The sequence below is a fragment of the Emticicia aquatica genome (assembly GCF_923079645.1).
Taxonomy (GTDB): Bacteria; Bacteroidota; Bacteroidia; order Cytophagales; family Spirosomataceae; genus Emticicia; species Emticicia aquatica.
Window position 1 is genome coordinate 30,697 of the sequence record NZ_CAKLPY010000003.1, and the last position, 18,915, is coordinate 49,611.

The following is an 18,915-nucleotide window of genomic DNA, read 5'->3' on the forward strand; positions in this document are numbered from 1 at the left end:
CCTACAAAGAAATTAAAAAAGCAAAAAATTGATTCTGGAATTGATATATTCCTGCTTCTAATATACTGCTTTTTCAAACCCTGAAAAGATATCGTCTTTGAAATGTCTATTTTAAAACGAGTTAAAAAAGCAACGGCAAAATCTGTTATTTATTTGCCTTCTTTTACTCTCGCATCGTATTCGTAAGTAAGCGTGTTTACCTTAATCAATTCATCATTTTCGATAAAAAGCGGTACTTTAATTGTTGCACCAGTTTCAACAGTAGCTGGTTTCATTGGGTTATTACTTGTATCGCCTTTTAAACCTGGCTCAGTGTAAGTGACACGTAACTCAACGTATTGTGGCAATTCAACACTCAAAATAGTTTCGGTTTCTGCATGTACCAATACCGAAACATTTTGTCCGTCTTTCATCAAATCAGCTTGTGGAACTAATTTTTCATCAAGATTAAACTGTTCATATGTTTCATTTTCCATGAAATTATAACCAGATTCATCTTTATAAAGAAACTGATAATCTCTTTTTTCGATACGAGCTGTTGTAACCGTAACTCCTGAGTTAAAAGTATTATCAATAACTCTTCCTGTACGGATATTTTTTAATTTTGTTCTTACGAACGCAGGCCCTTTTCCTGGCTTTACGTGTTGAAATTCTGTAATTGTATAAAGGTCGTTATTCCATTCTAAACAAAGACCATTTCTAAAATCTGCGGTTGTTGCCATTACTAAATATATCTTATTAATTTATTCGTACACTTATTTAATTAGTACGCCCATTTTACGTAAGCTGCACCCCAAGTAAAGCCGCCACCAAATGCTGCCAATACAAGATTATCTCCTTTTTTTAGTTGTTTTTCATAATCAAACAAGCACAAAGGGATTGTTGCAGCAGTGGTATTTCCGTAACGTTGAATATTAAGCATTACTTTGTCATCACCAATACCCATTCGGCGAGCTGTTGCATCAATGATTCTTTTATTGGCCTGATGTGGTACTAACCATGCGACATCATCACCAGTCAAGTTGTTTTTTTCCATGATTTCTGCCGAAACATCTGCCATATTAGTAACGGCAAATTTGAATACAGACGGCCCTTCTTGATGAATATTGTGCCATCTATTATCAACAGTTTCGTGGCTTGCTGGGAAGCGGCTTCCACCACCTTTCATAATTAAATGGTTTTCACCAGTACCATCAGAGCGGAGGATGAAATCCATTAAACCGTTGTCTTCGGTTGTTGGTTCAAGCAATACAGCTCCTGCTCCATCACCAAAAAGTACACAAGTGGTGCGGTCAGTATAATCAACGATAGCCGACATTTTGTCAGCACCGATAACAATTACTTTTTTGTATCTTCCTGACTCAATAAACTGAGACCCTACCGATAATGCATATAAGAAACCAGAACAAGCAGCTAAAATATCAAAACTACCAATTGTTGGTATGCCACATTGTGTACAAACCAAATTGGCAGTTGAAGGAAACATATAATCAGGCGTAACCGTTGCACAAATCACTAACTCAATGTCTTTCGGGTCTGTTCCTGTTTTTTCTAACAAGCCCTTCACTGCTTCTGCTGCCATGTGGGAAGTAGCCAAACCTTCGCCTCGCAGAATGTGGCGTTCTTTAATACCTGTACGAGTGACAATCCACTCATCGTTCGTATCTACCAATTTTGCTAAGTCTTCGTTGGTCAAAATCTCTTCTGGCACATAGCCATGAATACCAGTGATAGCTGCTTTTAATTTCATTTATATTTTTGTTAAGAAAGATAAATAAGGTCTGTACCAAAGGACTGACCTTATGACAAGCAATATTTTTCTACGCTATAATTATTATTTCAAAACGCATTAAAATCCCAAACTTAGTCTTGATATGACTCAATTATTTGTTCAGTTACTTTCGATTCAACTTGGCGTTGTGCCAAGAAAATCATGTTTTTTATAGCCTCAGGCGAAGAAATTCCATGAGCTACAATTACATTTCCTCTAATACCGATGATTGGACTTCCTCCACTTACTTCATAATTCATGCGGTCAATCAATGGGTCGTTTATGCCTTTAGTGACGGCATAATCATAGAATGATTCTCCCATTTTGAAAATCACATTTCCTGTAAAGCCTTCAGTTACGATTACATCAGCTTTTCCATCAAACAAATCTCTTCCTTCAACGTTTCCGATGAAATTTATTTTTTTGTTGATTTTAAGTAATTGATGAGCCGCTTGTACAACCGTAGAACCTTTTTGTTCTTCTTCACCAATATTTAGCAAAGCAACTTTAGGGTTTTCTATTCCGAATGAGAATTTAGAATATAGTGAACCAAGTTCGGCAAATTCGGCTAGTACTTCTGGTTTGCAGTCGGCATTTGCACCAATGTCAAGCATTAGGCTGTAACCGCCATTTTTTAGGGGAAGGAATCCCGCAATTGGAGGGCGTTGGATATTTCCAACGGTTTTTACTGTAAAAAGTGAACCTACCATCATAGCACCAGTATTTCCAGCACTACAAAAAGCATCAACTTGCTTCTCTTTTAAAAGTTTAAACCCAACTCCAATGCTGGAATTGGGTTTTTGAGAAAAAGCTCTTGTAGGATGTTCACCCATTTCGATGACATCGTCTGCATTAACCATTTCAATAGCATGAGCAGGATACTTTAGCGTTCGCAAAATATCAAGCATTATACTTTGTTTACCAATCAAAACCAGCTTAACATTTTCTGGTAATTGATTAGCGGCCATGACAGCACCTTCGACGATGGCTTTGGGAGCAAAATCACCCCCCATAACATCTACGGCAATTTTCATAAAGGCAATCTCTTTGGTTAGTAAGTATTTGTTTTTGGGTAACAGCTACTGGTGCTTATTAATTGGCGATTAAACCAACTAATTAAAATTAAAGTAACCAGTATCCAGCGACAAGCATTAAACCTTTTGGTAGCCTTCAGCAACCAATTTGCCTTTGTAAAACAAATTGCCTTCAAATACGTGTGCACGGTGACGAACGTGAATCTCGCCAGTTGTTGCATCTACTGATAATGCTTTCGTTGTTAAAGAATCGTGCGTTCTACGCTTATCTCTTCTTGTTGTCGAATGTCTTCTTTTAGGATGTGCCATTTTGCTATTAACAATTAACTATGTAACAATTTATATATAATTAAAATAGAGATGATTTTGATGCACTAAAGCATGGTCAATCGTTACGGCGAACCGTTCTCAATTATTCATTCTTAATTTATTTAGAGCAGCCCATCTTGGGTCGATTTCTTGCTCTTTTTCTTCAACTGTTTCTTTATCGGTTGAATAAAGTAACAAACCTTCCTCGTCAATTTCCTCATCTCTAAACCTAGGATGAAGCTTCTTCATGGGTAACGAAACACAGATGAAGTCATAAATGTGTTGAGCAATATTTACCGTTGCTGTACCTTGTGGAATCATTTCAATTTCGTCAGAAATTTCTTCGTATCGGTCACCAAACTTATAAATATATCGTTCTGACACATCAATAGGTTCGTCAAATAGTTCAAGGCTTCGGTCACAGGTTAACTCTACTGTTCCTTTAATCTCGAAATCTAATTGAATCATTGATGAGTTTTTGTTAAGTTTAACAATGGCTTCAAATTGACCGTTTGTTATCAAACTTTGTTCAAAAGCTCCAAAAAACTCATTCCCTCCCTCGAAATTATACGTATAACGCTTTTCTTCGAGTCCGTGAATGTTAATGTCATATTTTGATAGTATCTTGCTCACGTTTTCACAGAAAGGTTGCAAATTTACGGCTAATTTTGGAATTACGAAAGTTTCTTAGAGAAAATGCTTAAAATACTTATTAATAATCGCTCATTTTTTATTATTTTCCTGCTTTGGGTCATTTTTGGTGCATTATTGCAGCTTTTTTATACACCAACGCAACTAATGTTTTGGATAAATAAACACAACAATGTTTTTTTTGACACCTTTTTTAAATACATAACCGCTCTTGGAGAAGATTATATTTGGTTGGCATTGCTAATTATTTTCGCTTTTAAGAATTTTAATCAAGAAATTAAGAATTTTGAAGAGATAAAATTACTGATAATTAGTTGGTTAGGAAAGGTTTTGCTTTCTATTTCTTTGAAAAACATTTTCAACTATCCACGCCCAATGGAAGTTTATCAAAATTCTGGGCAACCAATTCATTTGGTTGAAGGCATCACAATGAACCATTGGCAAAGTTTTCCTTCAGGGCACACAATGACGGCCTTTGCATTTGCTTGTTTTACTCTTTTTGTATTAAAACAACCTCGTTTGTCAGTTTTTTACTTGTTTTTGGCCATACTTGTGGCTTATTCACGAATGTATCTTTTTCAACATTTTCCTAGAGATGTTTTTGTAGGAAGTATTTTGGGAGTAAGTATTGTGCTGATTATTCTATTTTTTTATCAGAAAAAACATTCCCGCAAAACATCAGAAATGTCCTAGTTTTCTGTCAACAAAACCAAATTAACCTATAAAATTATGTTTTTTTCAAAACGAGATTTACAATTTCAGCTTTTTGAAGTACTTGATAGTGAATCACTTACAAAGTATGAATATTTTCAAGACCATAACCGAGAATCATTCGATATGGTGCTTGATGCTGCCGAAAGTATCGCAGTAAAAATGATGCACCCACTCCTAATCGAAATGGATAGAAATGAGCCACAATTGATTGATGGTAAAATCAGAATCCACGATGGAATGAAACCTATTATTAAAAAAATGGGGGAAGATGGTTGGGTAAATGCCGCTTTTCGGTACGATGAAGGTGGACAACAATTGCCAGTTACGATATTAAATGCTGCAGGGTTTATCTTTCAAGCGTCCAATTATTCGGCAAGTATTTTTTCATTTATGAGTGGAGGTTCTGCCAATTTGATTCGGACTTTTGGTTCGCAGGAATTGATTGATACTTTCACACCTAATATGTATTCGGGAAAATGGCAAGGCACGATGGCATTGACCGAACCCGATGCAGGAAGTTCACTTTCTGATATTTCGACCTCAGCAGAACCAACTGAAAAAGAAGGTGTTTTTAAGATAAAAGGACAAAAAATTTATATTTCTGCGGGTGACCACGATGCTTGTGAAAACGTGATACATCTGATGCTTGCCAAGATAAAAGGTGGGCCAATTGGTGCAAAAGGAATTTCTCTTTTTGTTGTTCCTCAAAAACGAATTGAAGGCTCGCAACTAATTGATAATGATGTACTTACTGCGGGAATATTTCATAAAATGGGCTATAAAGGAGCACCAATTGCCCATCTTAGCATTGGCTCAAACGATGGTGCAATTGGCTATTTGGTTGGTGAACCACACAAAGGTTTGAGTTATATGTTTCAGTTGATGAACGAAGCTCGTGTAAGTGTTGGCTTGAATGCAACCGCTATCGGCACAGCCGCTTATTATGCTTCGTTGGCTTATGCAAAAGAGCGTCCACAAGGTAGAAAAATAGCTGAAAAAGACCCAAGCAAACCGCAAACAAGTATCATTAATCACGCCGATGTGAAGCGGATGCTATTGTTCCAGAAGTCGGTCGTTGAAGGATCACTTTCCTTACTTTTATTTTGTAGCAAATTATCAGATTTGATTCATATAGAAACAGGAGAAGCCAAAGAAAGAGCCAGTTTATTACTTGATTTATTGACGCCAATTGCCAAATCGTTTCCTTCCGAAATGTGTTGTCTTTCAACGAGTGCGGCGGTACAGATTTTGGGTGGAGCAGGTTATACAACCGATTTTCCTGTTGAACAATATTACCGAGAGGCTAGAATACACCCAATTCATGAAGGTACAACGGGTATTCATGGATTAGATTTATTGGGAAGAAAAATCACGATTCATAACGGAAAAGCTGCACAAATTTATTTTGAAGAGGTTTCTAAAACAATTAAGGAAGCTTCTCAAGTGACTGAAATTCAGTTGTTTAGCGAAAAATTACAAAAATATTTAGGAAAAGCCCAACAAGCGACTGGACATTTATTAGGCTTGGCAGGAAAGGGAGAAATAGAAAAATATTTGGCTGATGCTACTCTTTATTTAGAAATGTTTGGCATCATCACTATTGCATGGCAATGGTTGAATCAGGCTTTAATTGCCCAACAAAATTTAGCTACCGCTCACGAAGCTGACCGAGATTTTTATCAAGGAAAATTGATGACACTGAGGTATTATTATGAATATGAATTAGTGAAAGTTGATTCTCTAGTAAAACGCTTACAAAGTACCGATAACGTTACGATTGAGATGCAAAGTGGATGGTTTTGATTCAATAAAGCCCTTGTAAGATTTCAAAAAATCTTACAAGGGCTTGTAAATTATCCAACCAAAGCAAACAAATAAAGTCCGAAAGCTAGTAATAGAAAATAGCCTACCAACGAAGCTGCTCCGCCGTAATCCTTGGCAATCCGTTGACCTGTAAAAAGACAAAGAATTGAAACTAATGAAAGTTCTAAGCCCAAAATGGCAAAATCGGCTTGTCCTTCAATAAAATAGAAAATCCCTCCAAAAAAAGCAAAAATACCTGCTAAAATTTCAAGAATAGTGATGAGTATAAATAAAATTCCAGAAACATTATTGAGAAATGTTTTTGCAAAAACGCTTTGAATATAATCTTTGTTGCCTTTAAAATCAAAGACTTTGTCGAAGCCCGATTGTAAGAAAAGTACGCCAGCAAAAAGCGAAATCAGTACTTCAAGAATTTTCAATAAAGTATGGTCAAAAATGTGCATAGTTTTAAGGTTTTGTTTTCGACAAAGATATAAAACAGTAAACAAATATCTGAATATTTATTATGTGCGAATAAACGAAAAACGATTAATTAAACAATTTTCTGTTTTGTGTAAAATATAATTTTGTTTATTTCTTTGATTTTCTTTATTTCGTTCAATAAACCAAAGAAAATTTTGATTATGGAATATTTCGTTCCTTCCTCACAAACCGAATTTAATCATATTATTGAAGGTTTTCGACAAAAAACGCTTCCATCAAACGAATGGACGCATGAAGCTCATTTGGTGGCTGGACTATGGCACGTTGCTAATTTTGATTTTGATGAGGCTCTCACCAAAATGAGAGAAAATATTAAGACGTATAATGAAGCAACTGGTGGACAAAACACCGATTCGAGTGGTTATCATGAAACCATTACAGTGTTTTGGATATGGCTTTCAAAGGAGTTTTGGAAGAGCCAATCGGTTGATAATCAAGATTTTGAACGCATTTGTAATGCTTTCTTGAAAAGTAAATATTGCGACCGAAACGCAGCGTCTCTTTTTTATGCTCGTGAAAAACTATTTTCTCGAGAAGCTAGACTTACTTTTGTTGAACCCGATATTCAACCATTTGTTTTTGAAAATATTTAACGATTACTTTAGAGACGCTGCCACGCAACGTCTCTAAAAATTGTTTTATAAACGAATGCCAAAAGTAATAGCATTGCCATTGATTGGATTGTTGTCTTTAAACATCGGTGTGATTTCGTAGCGAGCAAAGAATGCAAAGCTATTTCTGCCTAATTCTGCTGCTAATCCGTAGTGAAATTTGTTTAAATTGTAAGCACTAGCATAATGTTGTTTGCCATTTTCACCTTTAGTTTTTACATAACTACCAATTCTTGCCCCGCCGAATGCTCCCAAACCTAATTTCCAATGACTTTCCTTAAAACCAAATTGTAGCATCAGTGGAATGTTGAAATTTGAAACAACTAATTTAGATTTTTCTAAGTTTTCTTTTACATCAACAAATTCTGCTCCGCTTGTGCCATTAACTAAACGAATATTGTCTTTCATCATATAGTTGTTCCACGCAAACTCAAAGCCAGTTCCGAAAGCCACATCAACATTATTTCCAGTAATTAATCGGTGATTTTTTCTCCAATTTAACGCCACATATCTTGAGCGAATATTGTCAAGTTCAGGAAGAGTTTTGCTTTCGTAGTTGTTTAAACCTAAGTACAAGCCAAAATCTTTTCGAGAAAAAATATTATGTTTTCTTCCAGAAATATGCGATTCGTGTGTGTAGTCCCTCGAATCTTCATCATCTTGTGCCACAGCAACAAAATTTACAGTAATAGCCATAGCTAAAGCAGCGATTGTTTTTACAAGCGTTTTCATAATTTAAAATTTTTAATGTGATTGAAATATTTATTTGGACAGAAAAGTCTTTTCGTAAAATGACTTTGTTCTATCTGGCTATATTTGAAAAACTGCTGCAGAAGTTTTTGAAAATTTGCTTTTCGTAATGAAGATGCAAGAAAGGATGAAAATGGTTGCTTAAAAAAATAAAAAAACTTTGATAATCAACAACGCTTTGTTTTAAGCTATTGATTATCAAAGTTTTATGTTGTAAAATATTTTATGTTAACCAACTTTTAGTTCAAAAATCGTAATCTCTGGTAAAATACCTAAACGGCCTGGATAACCAATATAACCAAAGCCACGATTAACGTACAGTTTTTGGTCGCCTTCTTCGTAAAGTCCAGCCCATTCTTTGTAACGCAATTGCACAGGAGACCACTTAAAATTACCCAACTCAACACCATATTGCATTCCGTGCGTATGTCCTGCAAAGGCTACGTCAATATCTTTATATTTTGGAGACACAACTTGAGCTCTCCAGTGGCTTGGGTCGTGCGAAAGCAATAATTTTACTGGTAAATCTTGCGTATTTTGATGAGCTTTTTCTAAAATTCCATGTTTAGAAAAGCCACCCGCTCCCCAGTTTTGAATACCTAAAATACCGATACTTTCACCGTCAACTTTCACTGCTCGATGTTCATCCATCAATAAATCCCAACCCATAGTTTTGTGGGCATTCATCAAATCTTGGAGGTTTTGTACTTTCTTTTGTGGCGATTCCCATTGCGTATAATCGCCGTAATCGTGGTTTCCTAAAGTGGAAAAAGTACCTAATGGAGCTTTTATTTTCGAGAAAATATCAATGTAATCTTTCACTTCGGGAGCAATATTATTGACCAAATCACCCGTAAAAAAGAACATATCGGGTTTTTCTTTCATCAGCATTTCAACTCCGCCTTTTACAGCCGTTTTATTGAAAAAACTCCCCGAATGTATATCCGAAAGTTGAGCTATTTTCATTCCATCAAATTGTTTTGGCAAATTTTTCAGGCGAAGAGTTACGTTTCTCACACGGTAATCGTGAGCTCCTGACAAAATTCCCCAAGCCATTCCACCTGCGTGTAAACCACCAACGGCCAAAGCAGTTTTAGCCAAAAACTCCGAGCGACTGATTCCTTCCTTCACTGTATTTACATTTTCAGTAGAAACCTGTGCAATGCCGCTGTCTCCTTGAAAATAGTTTACAATCCATTTCCCAAACCTAATTAGGTCATCAATTAGCATAATTAGCACCGAGAAAATTTTTGAAATGTAGATAATGAAAATCCCCGCCATCAAAAAAGTACGAAAACTGGCTTTTACTGGAGCTGAAACAGGCATATAAGTAAAAATAGCAACGACGGATAAGACAGAAAAAACGGTGAAGCCCCAAAATCCGAAGCCGATGATACGTTGTGTAGAAACGCTGGCCGACCGCATTACAATTTTTATTGCCTGCCAAACATAGAAATCAATTAATACAAAAAAGACTGCCATTAGGGCAAATCCAACCATTCGATTCATAATAAATAGCTTTTTAAAGAGAAAACTGAATGAAAACACAACGGAAATATGCCAAAGAAGGTTTCAAAATTTTGATGTGCCTTATAATTTTACGTATAGTTATTTGACAAAAGGATGATTTCGTTTTTTATCGGCAGAAATATAAAAACACTTTTTATTCTACCAATCGTTTGGTAAATAAAAAATCGTTTTTATATTTGAATCAGAATTACAAATTTACAATGCCTGTTCAAAAAATAACCAAAGAAGAAATTTTATTAAAAGCATCGGATGTCTTTCGAGTAAAGGGCTATCACAATACTTCTATGCAAGACCTAGCTGAAGCGTGTGGATTGCTTAAAGGGAGTCTTTATTATCATTTTCCAAGTAAAGAAATGTTGATGAAAGATTTGCTCCTTTCTATCCATAAGTATTTAGTAGAAAGGGTTTTTCCAATAGCAAATGATGAAAGTCTAACGCCCGAAATACGCATGGAAAAACTGCTAAAAAAGATGGGAAAGCTACTTTTAGAAAAAGAAGGTGGTTGTTTAATTGGTAATACTACGCTCGAAACGGTTGGTGTCGTACCCGAATTTCAAGTAGTTTTGCGAGCAATTATGGACGATTGGACGACCGCATTGCAAACCATTTTTGTTATTCGCAAAAGCCCAGAATTGTCTTTTCGATTGGCTCAACAAACCATTATGGAGTTTGAAGGTGCAGCCATGTTTTCAAAATTATACAACGAGCAACAGTTTCTTTTTGATGCCTTTGCTCGCACAATGGTAAAGTTGAATTAAACAAGTATGATTATCTGGATAGTATTTAGTTTGTAAATTTTTTAAACAAACGTTTGGTATAATAATGAATAAGCTTAAAATTAAGTGCGAAGATGGAGTGGAGTTAGCAGCTATATTATTTGAACCCGAAAAACCAAAGGCGGTTGTTCAGTTAAATATCGGGACGGGAGCAAAAAAAGAATTTTACACACCTTTTGCCACTTTTTTGGTTGACAATGATTATGTTGTTTGCACGTATGATTATCGAGGAACTTGTGAATCTGCACCTGCTTCGATGAAAGACTGTACCTATAATTATATCGAGTATGGCACGAAAGATATGCCTGCTGTACTAGATTTTTTGGATAAAAAATACCCTGATTTACCCAAATTAATGGTAGGGCATAGTGTTGGAGGAATGAATTTTGGTTTGATGCCTAACTATCATAAAATCAAGGGTTTAGTAGCAGTTGGTTCGGGTTCGGGCTACTGGAAAAATATGTTTTTTATGTATCGTTTACAAACCTTGTTCTTCTTCAAGATTTTTACACCAATTAGTATTTATCTGAAAGGGTATGTGGCTGCTAAAAAGTTCGGAATCATGGAAGATTTACCCCGAAATATTGTACGAGATTGGGCCGCTTGGTGTAGTGTGCCAAATTATTTTTGGGATGAGCAGTTTTTTGAAAAAACTGTTCCCAAAGGACATTACCACGAATTGAATTTTCCGATTGCACACTTTTGGGCTTCTGATGACCCGATTGCCAATGAAAAAAATGTGCCACTTTTGCTACAAAATTTCAACACAAATCAAGGTTTGACTTCTGAAAAACTTGTTCCAGCGGATTTTGGTGCAAAAAAAATTGAGCATTTTGGCTTTTTTAAAAGACAATTTAAAGACACAATTTGGGTGAAAATCCTACATAAATTAGATGATTTTATAGTGCGTTAACAGGTAATTTAGTCAGAAGACGCACGATTTGTGCGTCTTCATGATTTTTGAAAATAATTCCCCAAAGAGATTCTATCGTATTAATCTTATATAAAAATGACAAAGCAAGTATTAAAGGAAGCTCTAGAAAGTAGTTTTAAAACTATAGCAAGTGATGTTGAAAGCATCGAAGAAAGTAAGTTTTTTTCACCAATTGGTGAAAAATGGTCAGTTGCAGAAAATATTTTGCACTTGACACAATCGGTTAAAGGATTGAATCAAGGAATGGCATTACCAAAAATATTTTTGGAGCAGCAATTTGGTAAAATCGACCGACCAACACTTTCCTATGATGGCGTAGTGGAGCGATATTTGAATGTTCTTGCAACGGGTGTTACGGCACGTGGTGGTTTTGTGCCGCAAAAGCTCGAAAATCCTTCAAAAACAGTTTTAATGAATAGTTTCTTAAAACATCATCAAATACTTGCCGATTTTTTGAATGATTGGTCGGAAACTGAATTAGATGAATATTGTATCAAACATCCTGTGCTTAAAATATTGACTATCAGAGAGTTTTACTACTTTATGCACTACCATATTTTGCATCATCGAAAAGCAATTTTACGTTATAACGCAGTTTAGAAAACCGCTTTATAAGTGAGGAATTTGAATTCCAGTGATTTTTCGATAAAGGTCAATAGCGAATAAATCGGTCATTCCAGAAATAAAATCTACCACGGATTGAATATTTTGGTAAACATTTTCATCTTTTTTGATAGGATATTGGCTCGGAATCAATTGCAATAATTTCTTAGATTTAGATGAATTGGGTTGTAAAACTGCCGAAATGAATTCTTTCAATAAACCACCAATAACGTGATAACCCGCAATTTCAATTTCTATAACCGATTTATCATTGTAGATTTTTTTGACCGAAATTTCGTCAATTTTAGCTATCAAAGAAGTAGTTTTTTCATCCAAAAGGTCGATTAAAGGTTTATTGAGCGTTCCGTCGAGGAGTTGCGATTCGTATTGAAAGAAAACATCGGTACATTTACTAACCAATTGATTGATAAGCATTGCCCTTAGAAATGCGAGTTTTTGTTTATCATCTTCGATATTATCAACTTTTTCGGTAATAGTTGGTTTTCCTGCTCGGTTTTCAAAGAAAGGTTCGAGTAAATTTCGAGCTTCTTGAATCGAAATAATATTGAGTCGATGTGCATCTTCAAGGTCGATGATTCGGTAACAAATATCGTCGGCCGCTTCTACCAAAAATACAAATGGGTGGCGAGCAAAAATAGTTTTTTCTTCATTTAAAGCATTGATATTCAATTCGGTAGCAATTCTTTTAAAGAAACCAATTTCAGCATCGAAGAATCCAGATTTTTTTGCCGAAATAAAACTTTTTTTCTTAAAACCGTTAGTAGAATCAGCGGGATATTTGATGATAGAAGCTAATGTAGTATAAGTTAGATTGAGGTTACTTTGATTAAAAATAGTTGTCAAAATTCGGAAAGCATTGGCATTTCCTTCAAAATATTTAAAATCATTGAATTGGTTTTCAGTTAAATTTTCCGTTAAAAAAGCTAGTTTTTCACCATCTAATTCCTTAAAATAAGTTCTGATAGCTTCTTCTCCCGAATGCCCAAAAGGTGGATTTCCGATGTCATGAGCAATGCAAGCGGTCATTATAACGGCCGAAAGTTCAAATTTATAAAATTCAATGGCTTCTTGATTGAGTTCTTCGTGGTGTTTTTCAACGATTTTTTCACCAATAGCTTTTCCCAATGAACGTCCAACTGATGCTACTTCCAAACTATGTGTAAGTCTATTATGTACAAAAACTGCACCTGGAAGCGGAAAAACCTGTGTTTTGTTTTGTAAACGACGAAATTGCGACGAAAAAATCAATCGGTCATAGTCTCGCATATAATCAGTGCGAAAATGTTCTTGGGCGTTTCGGAGTTCGGCACCGAGTCGTTTATTAGAAAAAAGCGTTTGCCAATTCATTTTTGAGAGTCGTGAAATTTGGTCGCAAGATAGACAATGAATAAATGTAGGAAGGTTAGATTGAGTGAATATTTTTAAATAGCTTTCAAAATTTATTATTAAAAAAAGATATTGTATTACTTTTTCAATAAAACACGCAATTTGTTTAAGCATAAGTTTAGATTTGTAGAATCTTGTTAAATAAGTATAATCACTCATTTAATCAATTAAAAATTGAAAGTAGTTATTATTAAATATAACGCAGGGAACGTGCAGTCGGTCATGTACGCCCTCGAACGCATCGGAGCGAGTTACGAACTCTCAGACGATGCCGAAGTAATTCGTTCGGCCGAGCGAATTATTTTTCCAGGGGTGGGAGAAGCCTCAACCGCGATGAAAAGTTTGCGAGAAAGTGGTTTGGATAAAATCATTCCGAAGTTGAAACAGCCATTTTTGGGAACTTGTGTAGGTATGCAATTGCTTTGTGAATCATCAGAAGAAAATAATACTGAATGTTTAGGGGTTTTTGATATTCCGATTTTGAAATTTCCGAGAGTAAAAGGTTTCAAAGTGCCGCAAACGGGTTGGAATAATATCGTCTCTCCCGAAAGCGAGTGGACGAATCCGCTTTGTAAGGGTTTACGAGCGAGTGAATACGTTTATTATAACCATGGCTACTATGCACCACTTTGCGACTATACAGTGGCAAAAACTGATTATATTCTTGAGTATTCGGCAATGTTGCAGCGAGATAATTTCTTTGCGGCACAGTTTCACTCCGAAATTAGTGGCGATGTAGGCGAACAGATTTTTAAGAATTTCTTGGAGATTTAAGGCAATCGTTTTTCTGGTTTTTAGGCTTACTTTTAGTTTTTCATATTTAATAAATACCCATTTTGGGCTTGGTTATGTTTCAAATCATTCCAGCAATTGACATCATCGACGGTAAATGTGTACGACTTACACAAGGTGATTATTCTCAGAAAAAAACGTACAACGAGAATCCGCTCGAAGTAGCCAAAATGTTTGAAGATGCGGGTATAAAACGCCTACATTTGGTTGATTTAGACGGAGCAAAAAATAAAAAAATTACCAATGCAAAAGTTTTAGAAACGATTGCTTCAAAAACTAATTTACATATTGATTTTGGTGGAGGAGTTCAGTCGGATGACGATATTCGTTTGGCATTTGACTGCGGAGCAAAACAAATAACGGGAGGAAGTATTGCTGTTAAAAATCCTGAATTGTTTGAAGATTGGTTGAAAAGATTTGGTAGTGAAGCTATTATTTTAGGAGCAGATGCACGTAACGAAAAAATAGCTGTGAGTGGTTGGGAAGAAGATTCGGGTGTTTGGGTATATGATTTTGTGGGCGAATGGATTCAGAAAGGCGTTAAATATACGATTAGTACAGATGTAGCAAAAGATGGACTTTTACAAGGTGCTTCGGTAGATTTGTATAAAAAAATGCAAGCACAATTTCCTGATTTGCAAGTTATTGCGAGTGGGGGAGTAAGTTCAATGCAGGATTTAGAAGATTTGGCTGAACTCAATATTTTTGGCGTAATTGTGGGTAAAGCCATTTATGAAGAACGAGTAACTTTGAAGGAGATAGAACGCAGATTTTTATGATTTTTATGATAAATTTTGATGAAAGATTCTGAAATTAACTTCAAACATTCCGAACTGACTGGTCAAATAATTAAGGCTTTTTATAAAGTTTATAATGTATTAGGGTATGGTTTTTTAGAGAAAGTTTATGAAAATGCTTTTTTAATAGAATTGAGGAAAATTGGCTTACTATGCTCACAGCAATATCCAATTGATGTGTTTTATGAAACAGAAAAAGTAGGTTATTATTACGCAGATATTATTGTAGAAGGTAAAATCATACTTGAGTTAAAAGCGGCTGAAGCATTAAGTACAGAACATGAAGCCCAATTGACTAATTATTTAAGAGCAACCGACATTGAAGTAGGGCTTTTGATAAATTTTGGAAAAGAGCCACAGTTTAAAAGGAAGGTATTCTCAAATAACCACAAACCAAATCTTAAAAAATCATCATAATCATAAAAATCAGCGTTCTATATTATGATTTACGAATACCAAAAAGAGGAATACAGTATCAGCACCGATAAAACCAAATTGCAATTTGATGTAATTCATGGTTTTTTGTCAACAAGTTATTGGTCGCCCAATATCCCTATGGAAATTGTGAGGCGTGCTGCTGAAAATTCGATGACTTTTGGCATTTATAAACATGAAATACAAATAGGATACGCCCGAATAATCTCAGATTGTGCAACTTTCGCCTATTTGGCTGATGTGTTTGTTTTGGAAAGTGAAAGAGGAAAAGGTATATCAAAATGGTTAATGGAATGTATCACACAGCAGCCTGATTTACAAGGGCTTCGCCGTTGGATGCTAGCCACTCGTGATGCCCACGGACTTTATGCACAGTTCGGATTTACGCCATTAGACAAACCCGAAACCATGATGCAAATTGCTCGACCTAATATTTACAATGAGTAGCAGCTATCTTGATAACTGTTTATAGATAATTGATAAAGAAAAATGCTTACAAAAAGAATCATTCCTTGTTTAGATATAAAAGACGGTCGCACCGTAAAAGGTACTAATTTCGTCAATCTTCGTGATGCGGGTGACCCCGTAGAACTTGGTGCAGAATATGCTCGTCAGGGTGCTGATGAATTAGTGTTTTTGGATATTACTGCCACAGTCGAAGAACGCAAAACGTTACTTGATTTAGTCCGTAGAGTTGCTCATACCATCAATATTCCGTTTTGTGTGGGTGGAGGAATCGGTTCGGTAGCCGATGTATCAAAGCTTTTAAATGCTGGTGCTGATAAAGTTTCTATCAATTCGTCTGCGGTGCGTAATCCTCAGTTAATCAATGAGTTAGCTCTTGAGTTTGGTTCACAATGTATCGTTGTGGCGATAGATACAAGATATATTGCTAACGAAAATAGTTTTCAGCACATTGTTCATACGCATGGTGGAAGAAAGCCAACGGAACTCAAAACTATTCAGTGGGCAAAGGAAGTGGAAGACCGAGGAGCGGGTGAAATTTTGCTCACTTCGATGGATACTGATGGAACAAAAGCAGGGTTTGCGATTGAATTGACAGCCGAGATTTCGGATAATTCTAACATTCCGATTATTGCTTCGGGTGGTGCTGGAACGATGGAACATTTTTATGATGTTTTTACAACTGGAAAAGCAGATGCTGGTTTGGCAGCAAGTATTTTTCACTTCAAAGAAATTGGTATTCCTGAATTAAAAAATTACTTAAAAAACAAACAGATTCCAATGCGAATTTAGGTTGATTTTAAAACCATGTTTTCGAGTATTAAAGTCAAATCGTGAGCGTCACATTTCCAAGCCATTTGAGTGATTTTCATGGGAGCGAAAAATTGTAAAACCTGATTTTCGTAAGAACTCAAAAGTCCTGCAATAAAATAGGTAAAATTTGTAGGCTTTGAAGCAGAAATTTTAGCGTTTAAGGTTGGCTTATGGGTTTTGTCTAATTTCAATAAAGCTGTTTCTAAAATTAGTTTATTCATTTCAGTTGGCTCATTTTCTAATAATTGTTTCGTTTTTTGAATCAATTTTTCTCGACAAATTTCTAAAGATTGAAGCTCAAAATCGCCTAAAATTCGGGCATAATGATAAATAATTAGAGGTGTTGTGGCATAATTATGAGCAACTTTAAAGGCATCGCTTACATATTCTTCTCGTAAAATAATTTCCTGTAAAAACGTAAAAACTGCTTCATCATAATCATTGTAGGGCAACTTATATTTTTGAAATAAATACATTAGGTTGCACAAAGCACAAACATCAAACTCGATGGGCATATTTTTACCAAACCAAGTCGAATAAACTTTAAGGTTTTTGTAATGTTGAAATGTGTTAACAACCTTTCTTGTAGAAAGATTGGCGTGTTGTTTTAGCTTTTCTTTCAACCATAAAGTGTATTCTTTTGAATGCGGTAAAGTAAGATAAACTAAAGCAGTGTCATCAATATCATCAGGGATTTTGAAATGCTTGAAATGCTTGAATATAAGCCCATTAGAAAAATGATTTGAAGGATTTGTTGGCCAAAAATTATAGGTTTTCAAACCATCTTTGTTCTGAAAATTTGGATAATTATTGATTGCTTTTTCGGTGATTTCTTGAATTATTATCTTGGATTTCTCAGAAACTTTACCTTTGATTTGGTTCAGAATAAAAACAATCGTTGCAGTATAAAAAATATTCGTATCAGGACGTTTGTAGAACAAATATTTATTTTGTCGATACGAAGGGAAAATGCCTTTGGGGAAAAATTTATCGCCCCGTGATTGGTACGAGGCGATGCGTTCGATTAAAATATCAATAGAATTTTGAGTATCATTTGCCATGAAGTAAAACTACACTTTCAAGACTAGTTTTCCTGTATTTTCACCATTAAAAAGTTTCATAAGTGTATCAGGGAAAGCTCTTACGCCACCTTCAGCGATATAAACTTTTGAATTAAGTTTGCCTTGGGCAATCCAACCTGCCATTTCTTTAACCGCCTTGCCGTAATTTGCTACGTTATCGAAAACCACAATGCCTTCCATTCTTGCACGATTGACCAAAAGAGATAAATAATTGCTCGGACCTGCTGGTTTTTCGGTGGCATTGTATTGCGAAATTGCTCCACAAATCACAATTCTTGCCCGCAAATTGATTAAGCCCAAAACTGTATCCAAAATTTCACCGCCAACATTATCAAAATAAACATCAATACCTGCTGGACAAGTGTCTTTTAATTGTTTTCGCAAATCACCATCTTTATAATCTACGCAGGCATCGAAACCTAATTCGTCAACCACATATTTACATTTATCAGCTCCGCCTGCAATACCAACTACTCGGCAACCTTTTATTTTAGCAATTTGTCCAACCACACTTCCTACAGCCCCAGCCGCTCCCGAAACTACTACGGTTTCGCCTTCTTTTGGTTGACCTGTATCCAAAATTCCGAAATAGGCTGTCAAGCCAGACATTCCCAATGTACCTAAATAAGCAGGTAAAGGAACAAAATTCGGGTCAACTTTTACAGCCTCTTTTCCATCCAAAACGGCAAATTCTTGAACGCCAGTTCCTGCGGTAACAAAATCTCCAGCTTTAAAATCAGGGTGTTTTGATGCTACAATAACCCCCGCACCCAAAGCACGCATTACTTCACCGATTCTTACGGGGCGAATGTATGATTTTCCTTCATTCATCCAACCTCGCATGGCAGGGTCTATTGATAAATATTGCGTTTGAATGAGAACTTGATTTTCGGCTAGTTCGGGTGTTTCTGTTTCTTCAATTTGCCAACATTCAGCTATTGGCATTCCTACTGGACGAGCAATAAGGTTTACTTGTGTATTTTTCATCTTGGTTTTTGTTGATAGATAATGGCGAAATTAAATCAAATTTTGTAAAAAATAGTATGCGTGCATAAAAATATCATTCATAAAAAATATGATAAGTATTTTCATGATTATTGTGGTTGGGTATTTCATTGAAAAAAGCAACATCAG

General features: G+C 35.6%; 22 protein-coding genes. 11 read left to right on the top strand and 11 right to left on the bottom strand.

Annotated features, from left to right (window positions below):
- Positions 1-149: 149 nt before the first annotated feature.
- The 5 genes from efp to MJQ71_RS16855 all read right to left on the bottom strand — a co-directional run bounded on the left by efp (position 150) and on the right by MJQ71_RS16855 (position 3,747).
- Positions 150-722: an elongation factor P gene (efp, locus tag MJQ71_RS16835; RefSeq protein ID WP_238807920.1), complete on the bottom strand. Its 573-nt coding sequence runs from the start codon at positions 720-722 to the stop codon at positions 150-152.
- A 41-nt stretch (positions 723-763) separates the two neighbouring features.
- Positions 764-1,750, bottom strand: coding sequence for a beta-ketoacyl-ACP synthase III (locus MJQ71_RS16840; protein ID WP_238807921.1), 987 nt, complete (start codon positions 1,748-1,750; stop codon positions 764-766).
- A gap of 113 nt (positions 1,751-1,863) precedes the next feature.
- Positions 1,864-2,805 carry a phosphate acyltransferase PlsX gene (gene plsX / locus MJQ71_RS16845; protein WP_238807922.1) on the bottom strand — a complete coding sequence of 314 codons (942 nt, stop codon included), beginning with the start codon at positions 2,803-2,805 and terminating at the stop codon, positions 1,864-1,866.
- Between the two features lie 117 nt (positions 2,806-2,922).
- Complete coding sequence (gene rpmF, locus MJQ71_RS16850; RefSeq protein WP_238807923.1) at positions 2,923-3,114, bottom strand: 50S ribosomal protein L32; 192 nt, start codon at positions 3,112-3,114, stop codon at positions 2,923-2,925.
- A gap of 99 nt (positions 3,115-3,213) precedes the next feature.
- Entirely contained in the window at positions 3,214-3,747 is a 534-nt protein-coding gene (locus tag MJQ71_RS16855) for a YceD family protein (protein ID WP_238807925.1), read from the bottom strand.
- A 63-nt stretch (positions 3,748-3,810) separates the two neighbouring features.
- On the opposite strand from MJQ71_RS16855, the gene MJQ71_RS16860 reads away from it, so the two are divergent.
- On the top strand, positions 3,811-4,458 hold the full coding sequence (locus tag MJQ71_RS16860) for a phosphatase PAP2 family protein (RefSeq protein WP_238807926.1): 648 nt from the start codon (positions 3,811-3,813) through the stop codon (positions 4,456-4,458).
- A gap of 36 nt (positions 4,459-4,494) precedes the next feature.
- Positions 4,495-6,282, top strand: coding sequence for an acyl-CoA dehydrogenase (locus MJQ71_RS16865; protein WP_238807927.1), 1,788 nt, complete (start codon positions 4,495-4,497; stop codon positions 6,280-6,282).
- A gap of 50 nt (positions 6,283-6,332) precedes the next feature.
- On the opposite strand, the gene MJQ71_RS16870 is transcribed toward MJQ71_RS16865, so the two are convergent.
- Entirely contained in the window at positions 6,333-6,746 is a 414-nt protein-coding gene (locus MJQ71_RS16870) for a DoxX family membrane protein (RefSeq protein WP_238807928.1), read from the bottom strand.
- Positions 6,747-6,926: 180 nt separating this feature from the next.
- On the opposite strand from MJQ71_RS16870, the gene MJQ71_RS16875 reads away from it, so the two are divergent.
- Positions 6,927-7,379, top strand: a complete 453-nt coding sequence (locus tag MJQ71_RS16875; protein ID WP_238807929.1) for a hypothetical protein — start codon at positions 6,927-6,929, stop codon at positions 7,377-7,379.
- Positions 7,380-7,424: 45 nt separating this feature from the next.
- On the opposite strand, the gene MJQ71_RS16880 is transcribed toward MJQ71_RS16875, so the two are convergent.
- Both MJQ71_RS16880 and MJQ71_RS16885 read right to left on the bottom strand, forming a co-directional pair.
- Positions 7,425-8,129 carry a hypothetical protein gene (locus tag MJQ71_RS16880; protein ID WP_238807930.1) on the bottom strand — a complete coding sequence of 235 codons (705 nt, stop codon included), beginning with the start codon at positions 8,127-8,129 and terminating at the stop codon, positions 7,425-7,427.
- Positions 8,130-8,375: 246 nt separating this feature from the next.
- A complete protein-coding gene (locus MJQ71_RS16885; protein ID WP_238807931.1) occupies positions 8,376-9,656 on the bottom strand; it encodes a metallophosphoesterase in 1,281 nt (426 codons plus the stop codon).
- Between the two features lie 221 nt (positions 9,657-9,877).
- Between MJQ71_RS16885 and MJQ71_RS16890 the strand changes: the two genes are divergently transcribed.
- From MJQ71_RS16890 to MJQ71_RS16900, 3 genes are all read left to right on the top strand, one after another.
- Positions 9,878-10,435: a TetR/AcrR family transcriptional regulator gene (locus tag MJQ71_RS16890; protein ID WP_238807933.1), complete on the top strand. Its 558-nt coding sequence runs from the start codon at positions 9,878-9,880 to the stop codon at positions 10,433-10,435.
- Positions 10,436-10,499: 64 nt separating this feature from the next.
- Positions 10,500-11,366, top strand: coding sequence for an alpha/beta hydrolase family protein (locus tag MJQ71_RS16895; protein WP_238807935.1), 867 nt, complete (start codon positions 10,500-10,502; stop codon positions 11,364-11,366).
- A 96-nt stretch (positions 11,367-11,462) separates the two neighbouring features.
- A complete protein-coding gene (locus MJQ71_RS16900; protein WP_238807937.1) occupies positions 11,463-11,987 on the top strand; it encodes a DinB family protein in 525 nt (174 codons plus the stop codon).
- Positions 11,988-11,996: 9 nt separating this feature from the next.
- Here MJQ71_RS16900 and MJQ71_RS16905 read toward each other — a convergent pair whose 3' ends face one another.
- Positions 11,997-13,358 carry a deoxyguanosinetriphosphate triphosphohydrolase gene (locus MJQ71_RS16905; RefSeq protein ID WP_238807938.1) on the bottom strand — a complete coding sequence of 454 codons (1,362 nt, stop codon included), beginning with the start codon at positions 13,356-13,358 and terminating at the stop codon, positions 11,997-11,999.
- 213 nt (positions 13,359-13,571) lie between these two features.
- Between MJQ71_RS16905 and hisH the strand changes: the two genes are divergently transcribed.
- The 5 genes from hisH to hisF all read left to right on the top strand — a co-directional run bounded on the left by hisH (position 13,572) and on the right by hisF (position 16,678).
- Positions 13,572-14,171 carry an imidazole glycerol phosphate synthase subunit HisH gene (hisH, locus tag MJQ71_RS16910; protein WP_238807939.1) on the top strand — a complete coding sequence of 200 codons (600 nt, stop codon included), beginning with the start codon at positions 13,572-13,574 and terminating at the stop codon, positions 14,169-14,171.
- Between the two features lie 74 nt (positions 14,172-14,245).
- A complete protein-coding gene (gene hisA / locus MJQ71_RS16915) occupies positions 14,246-14,968 on the top strand; it encodes a 1-(5-phosphoribosyl)-5-[(5-phosphoribosylamino)methylideneamino]imidazole-4-carboxamide isomerase (RefSeq protein ID WP_238807940.1) in 723 nt (240 codons plus the stop codon).
- An 18-nt stretch (positions 14,969-14,986) separates the two neighbouring features.
- Positions 14,987-15,403: a GxxExxY protein gene (locus MJQ71_RS16920; RefSeq protein WP_238807941.1), complete on the top strand. Its 417-nt coding sequence runs from the start codon at positions 14,987-14,989 to the stop codon at positions 15,401-15,403.
- A 24-nt stretch (positions 15,404-15,427) separates the two neighbouring features.
- The gene (locus tag MJQ71_RS16925; RefSeq protein ID WP_238807942.1) at positions 15,428-15,868 is read left to right on the top strand and encodes a GNAT family N-acetyltransferase; all 441 of its coding nucleotides are present in this window, start codon (positions 15,428-15,430) and stop codon (positions 15,866-15,868) included.
- Between the two features lie 42 nt (positions 15,869-15,910).
- Positions 15,911-16,678 carry an imidazole glycerol phosphate synthase subunit HisF gene (gene hisF / locus MJQ71_RS16930; RefSeq protein ID WP_238807943.1) on the top strand — a complete coding sequence of 256 codons (768 nt, stop codon included), beginning with the start codon at positions 15,911-15,913 and terminating at the stop codon, positions 16,676-16,678.
- Here the strand turns inward: hisF and MJQ71_RS16935 are convergent.
- Entirely contained in the window at positions 16,675-17,760 is a 1,086-nt protein-coding gene (locus MJQ71_RS16935) for a hypothetical protein (RefSeq protein WP_238807945.1), read from the bottom strand. The two genes, hisF and MJQ71_RS16935, sit on opposite strands and share 4 nt — an antisense overlap.
- A gap of 9 nt (positions 17,761-17,769) precedes the next feature.
- On the bottom strand, positions 17,770-18,768 hold the full coding sequence (locus MJQ71_RS16940) for an NADP-dependent oxidoreductase (RefSeq protein ID WP_238807947.1): 999 nt from the start codon (positions 18,766-18,768) through the stop codon (positions 17,770-17,772).
- Positions 18,769-18,915: the final 147 nt, after the last annotated feature.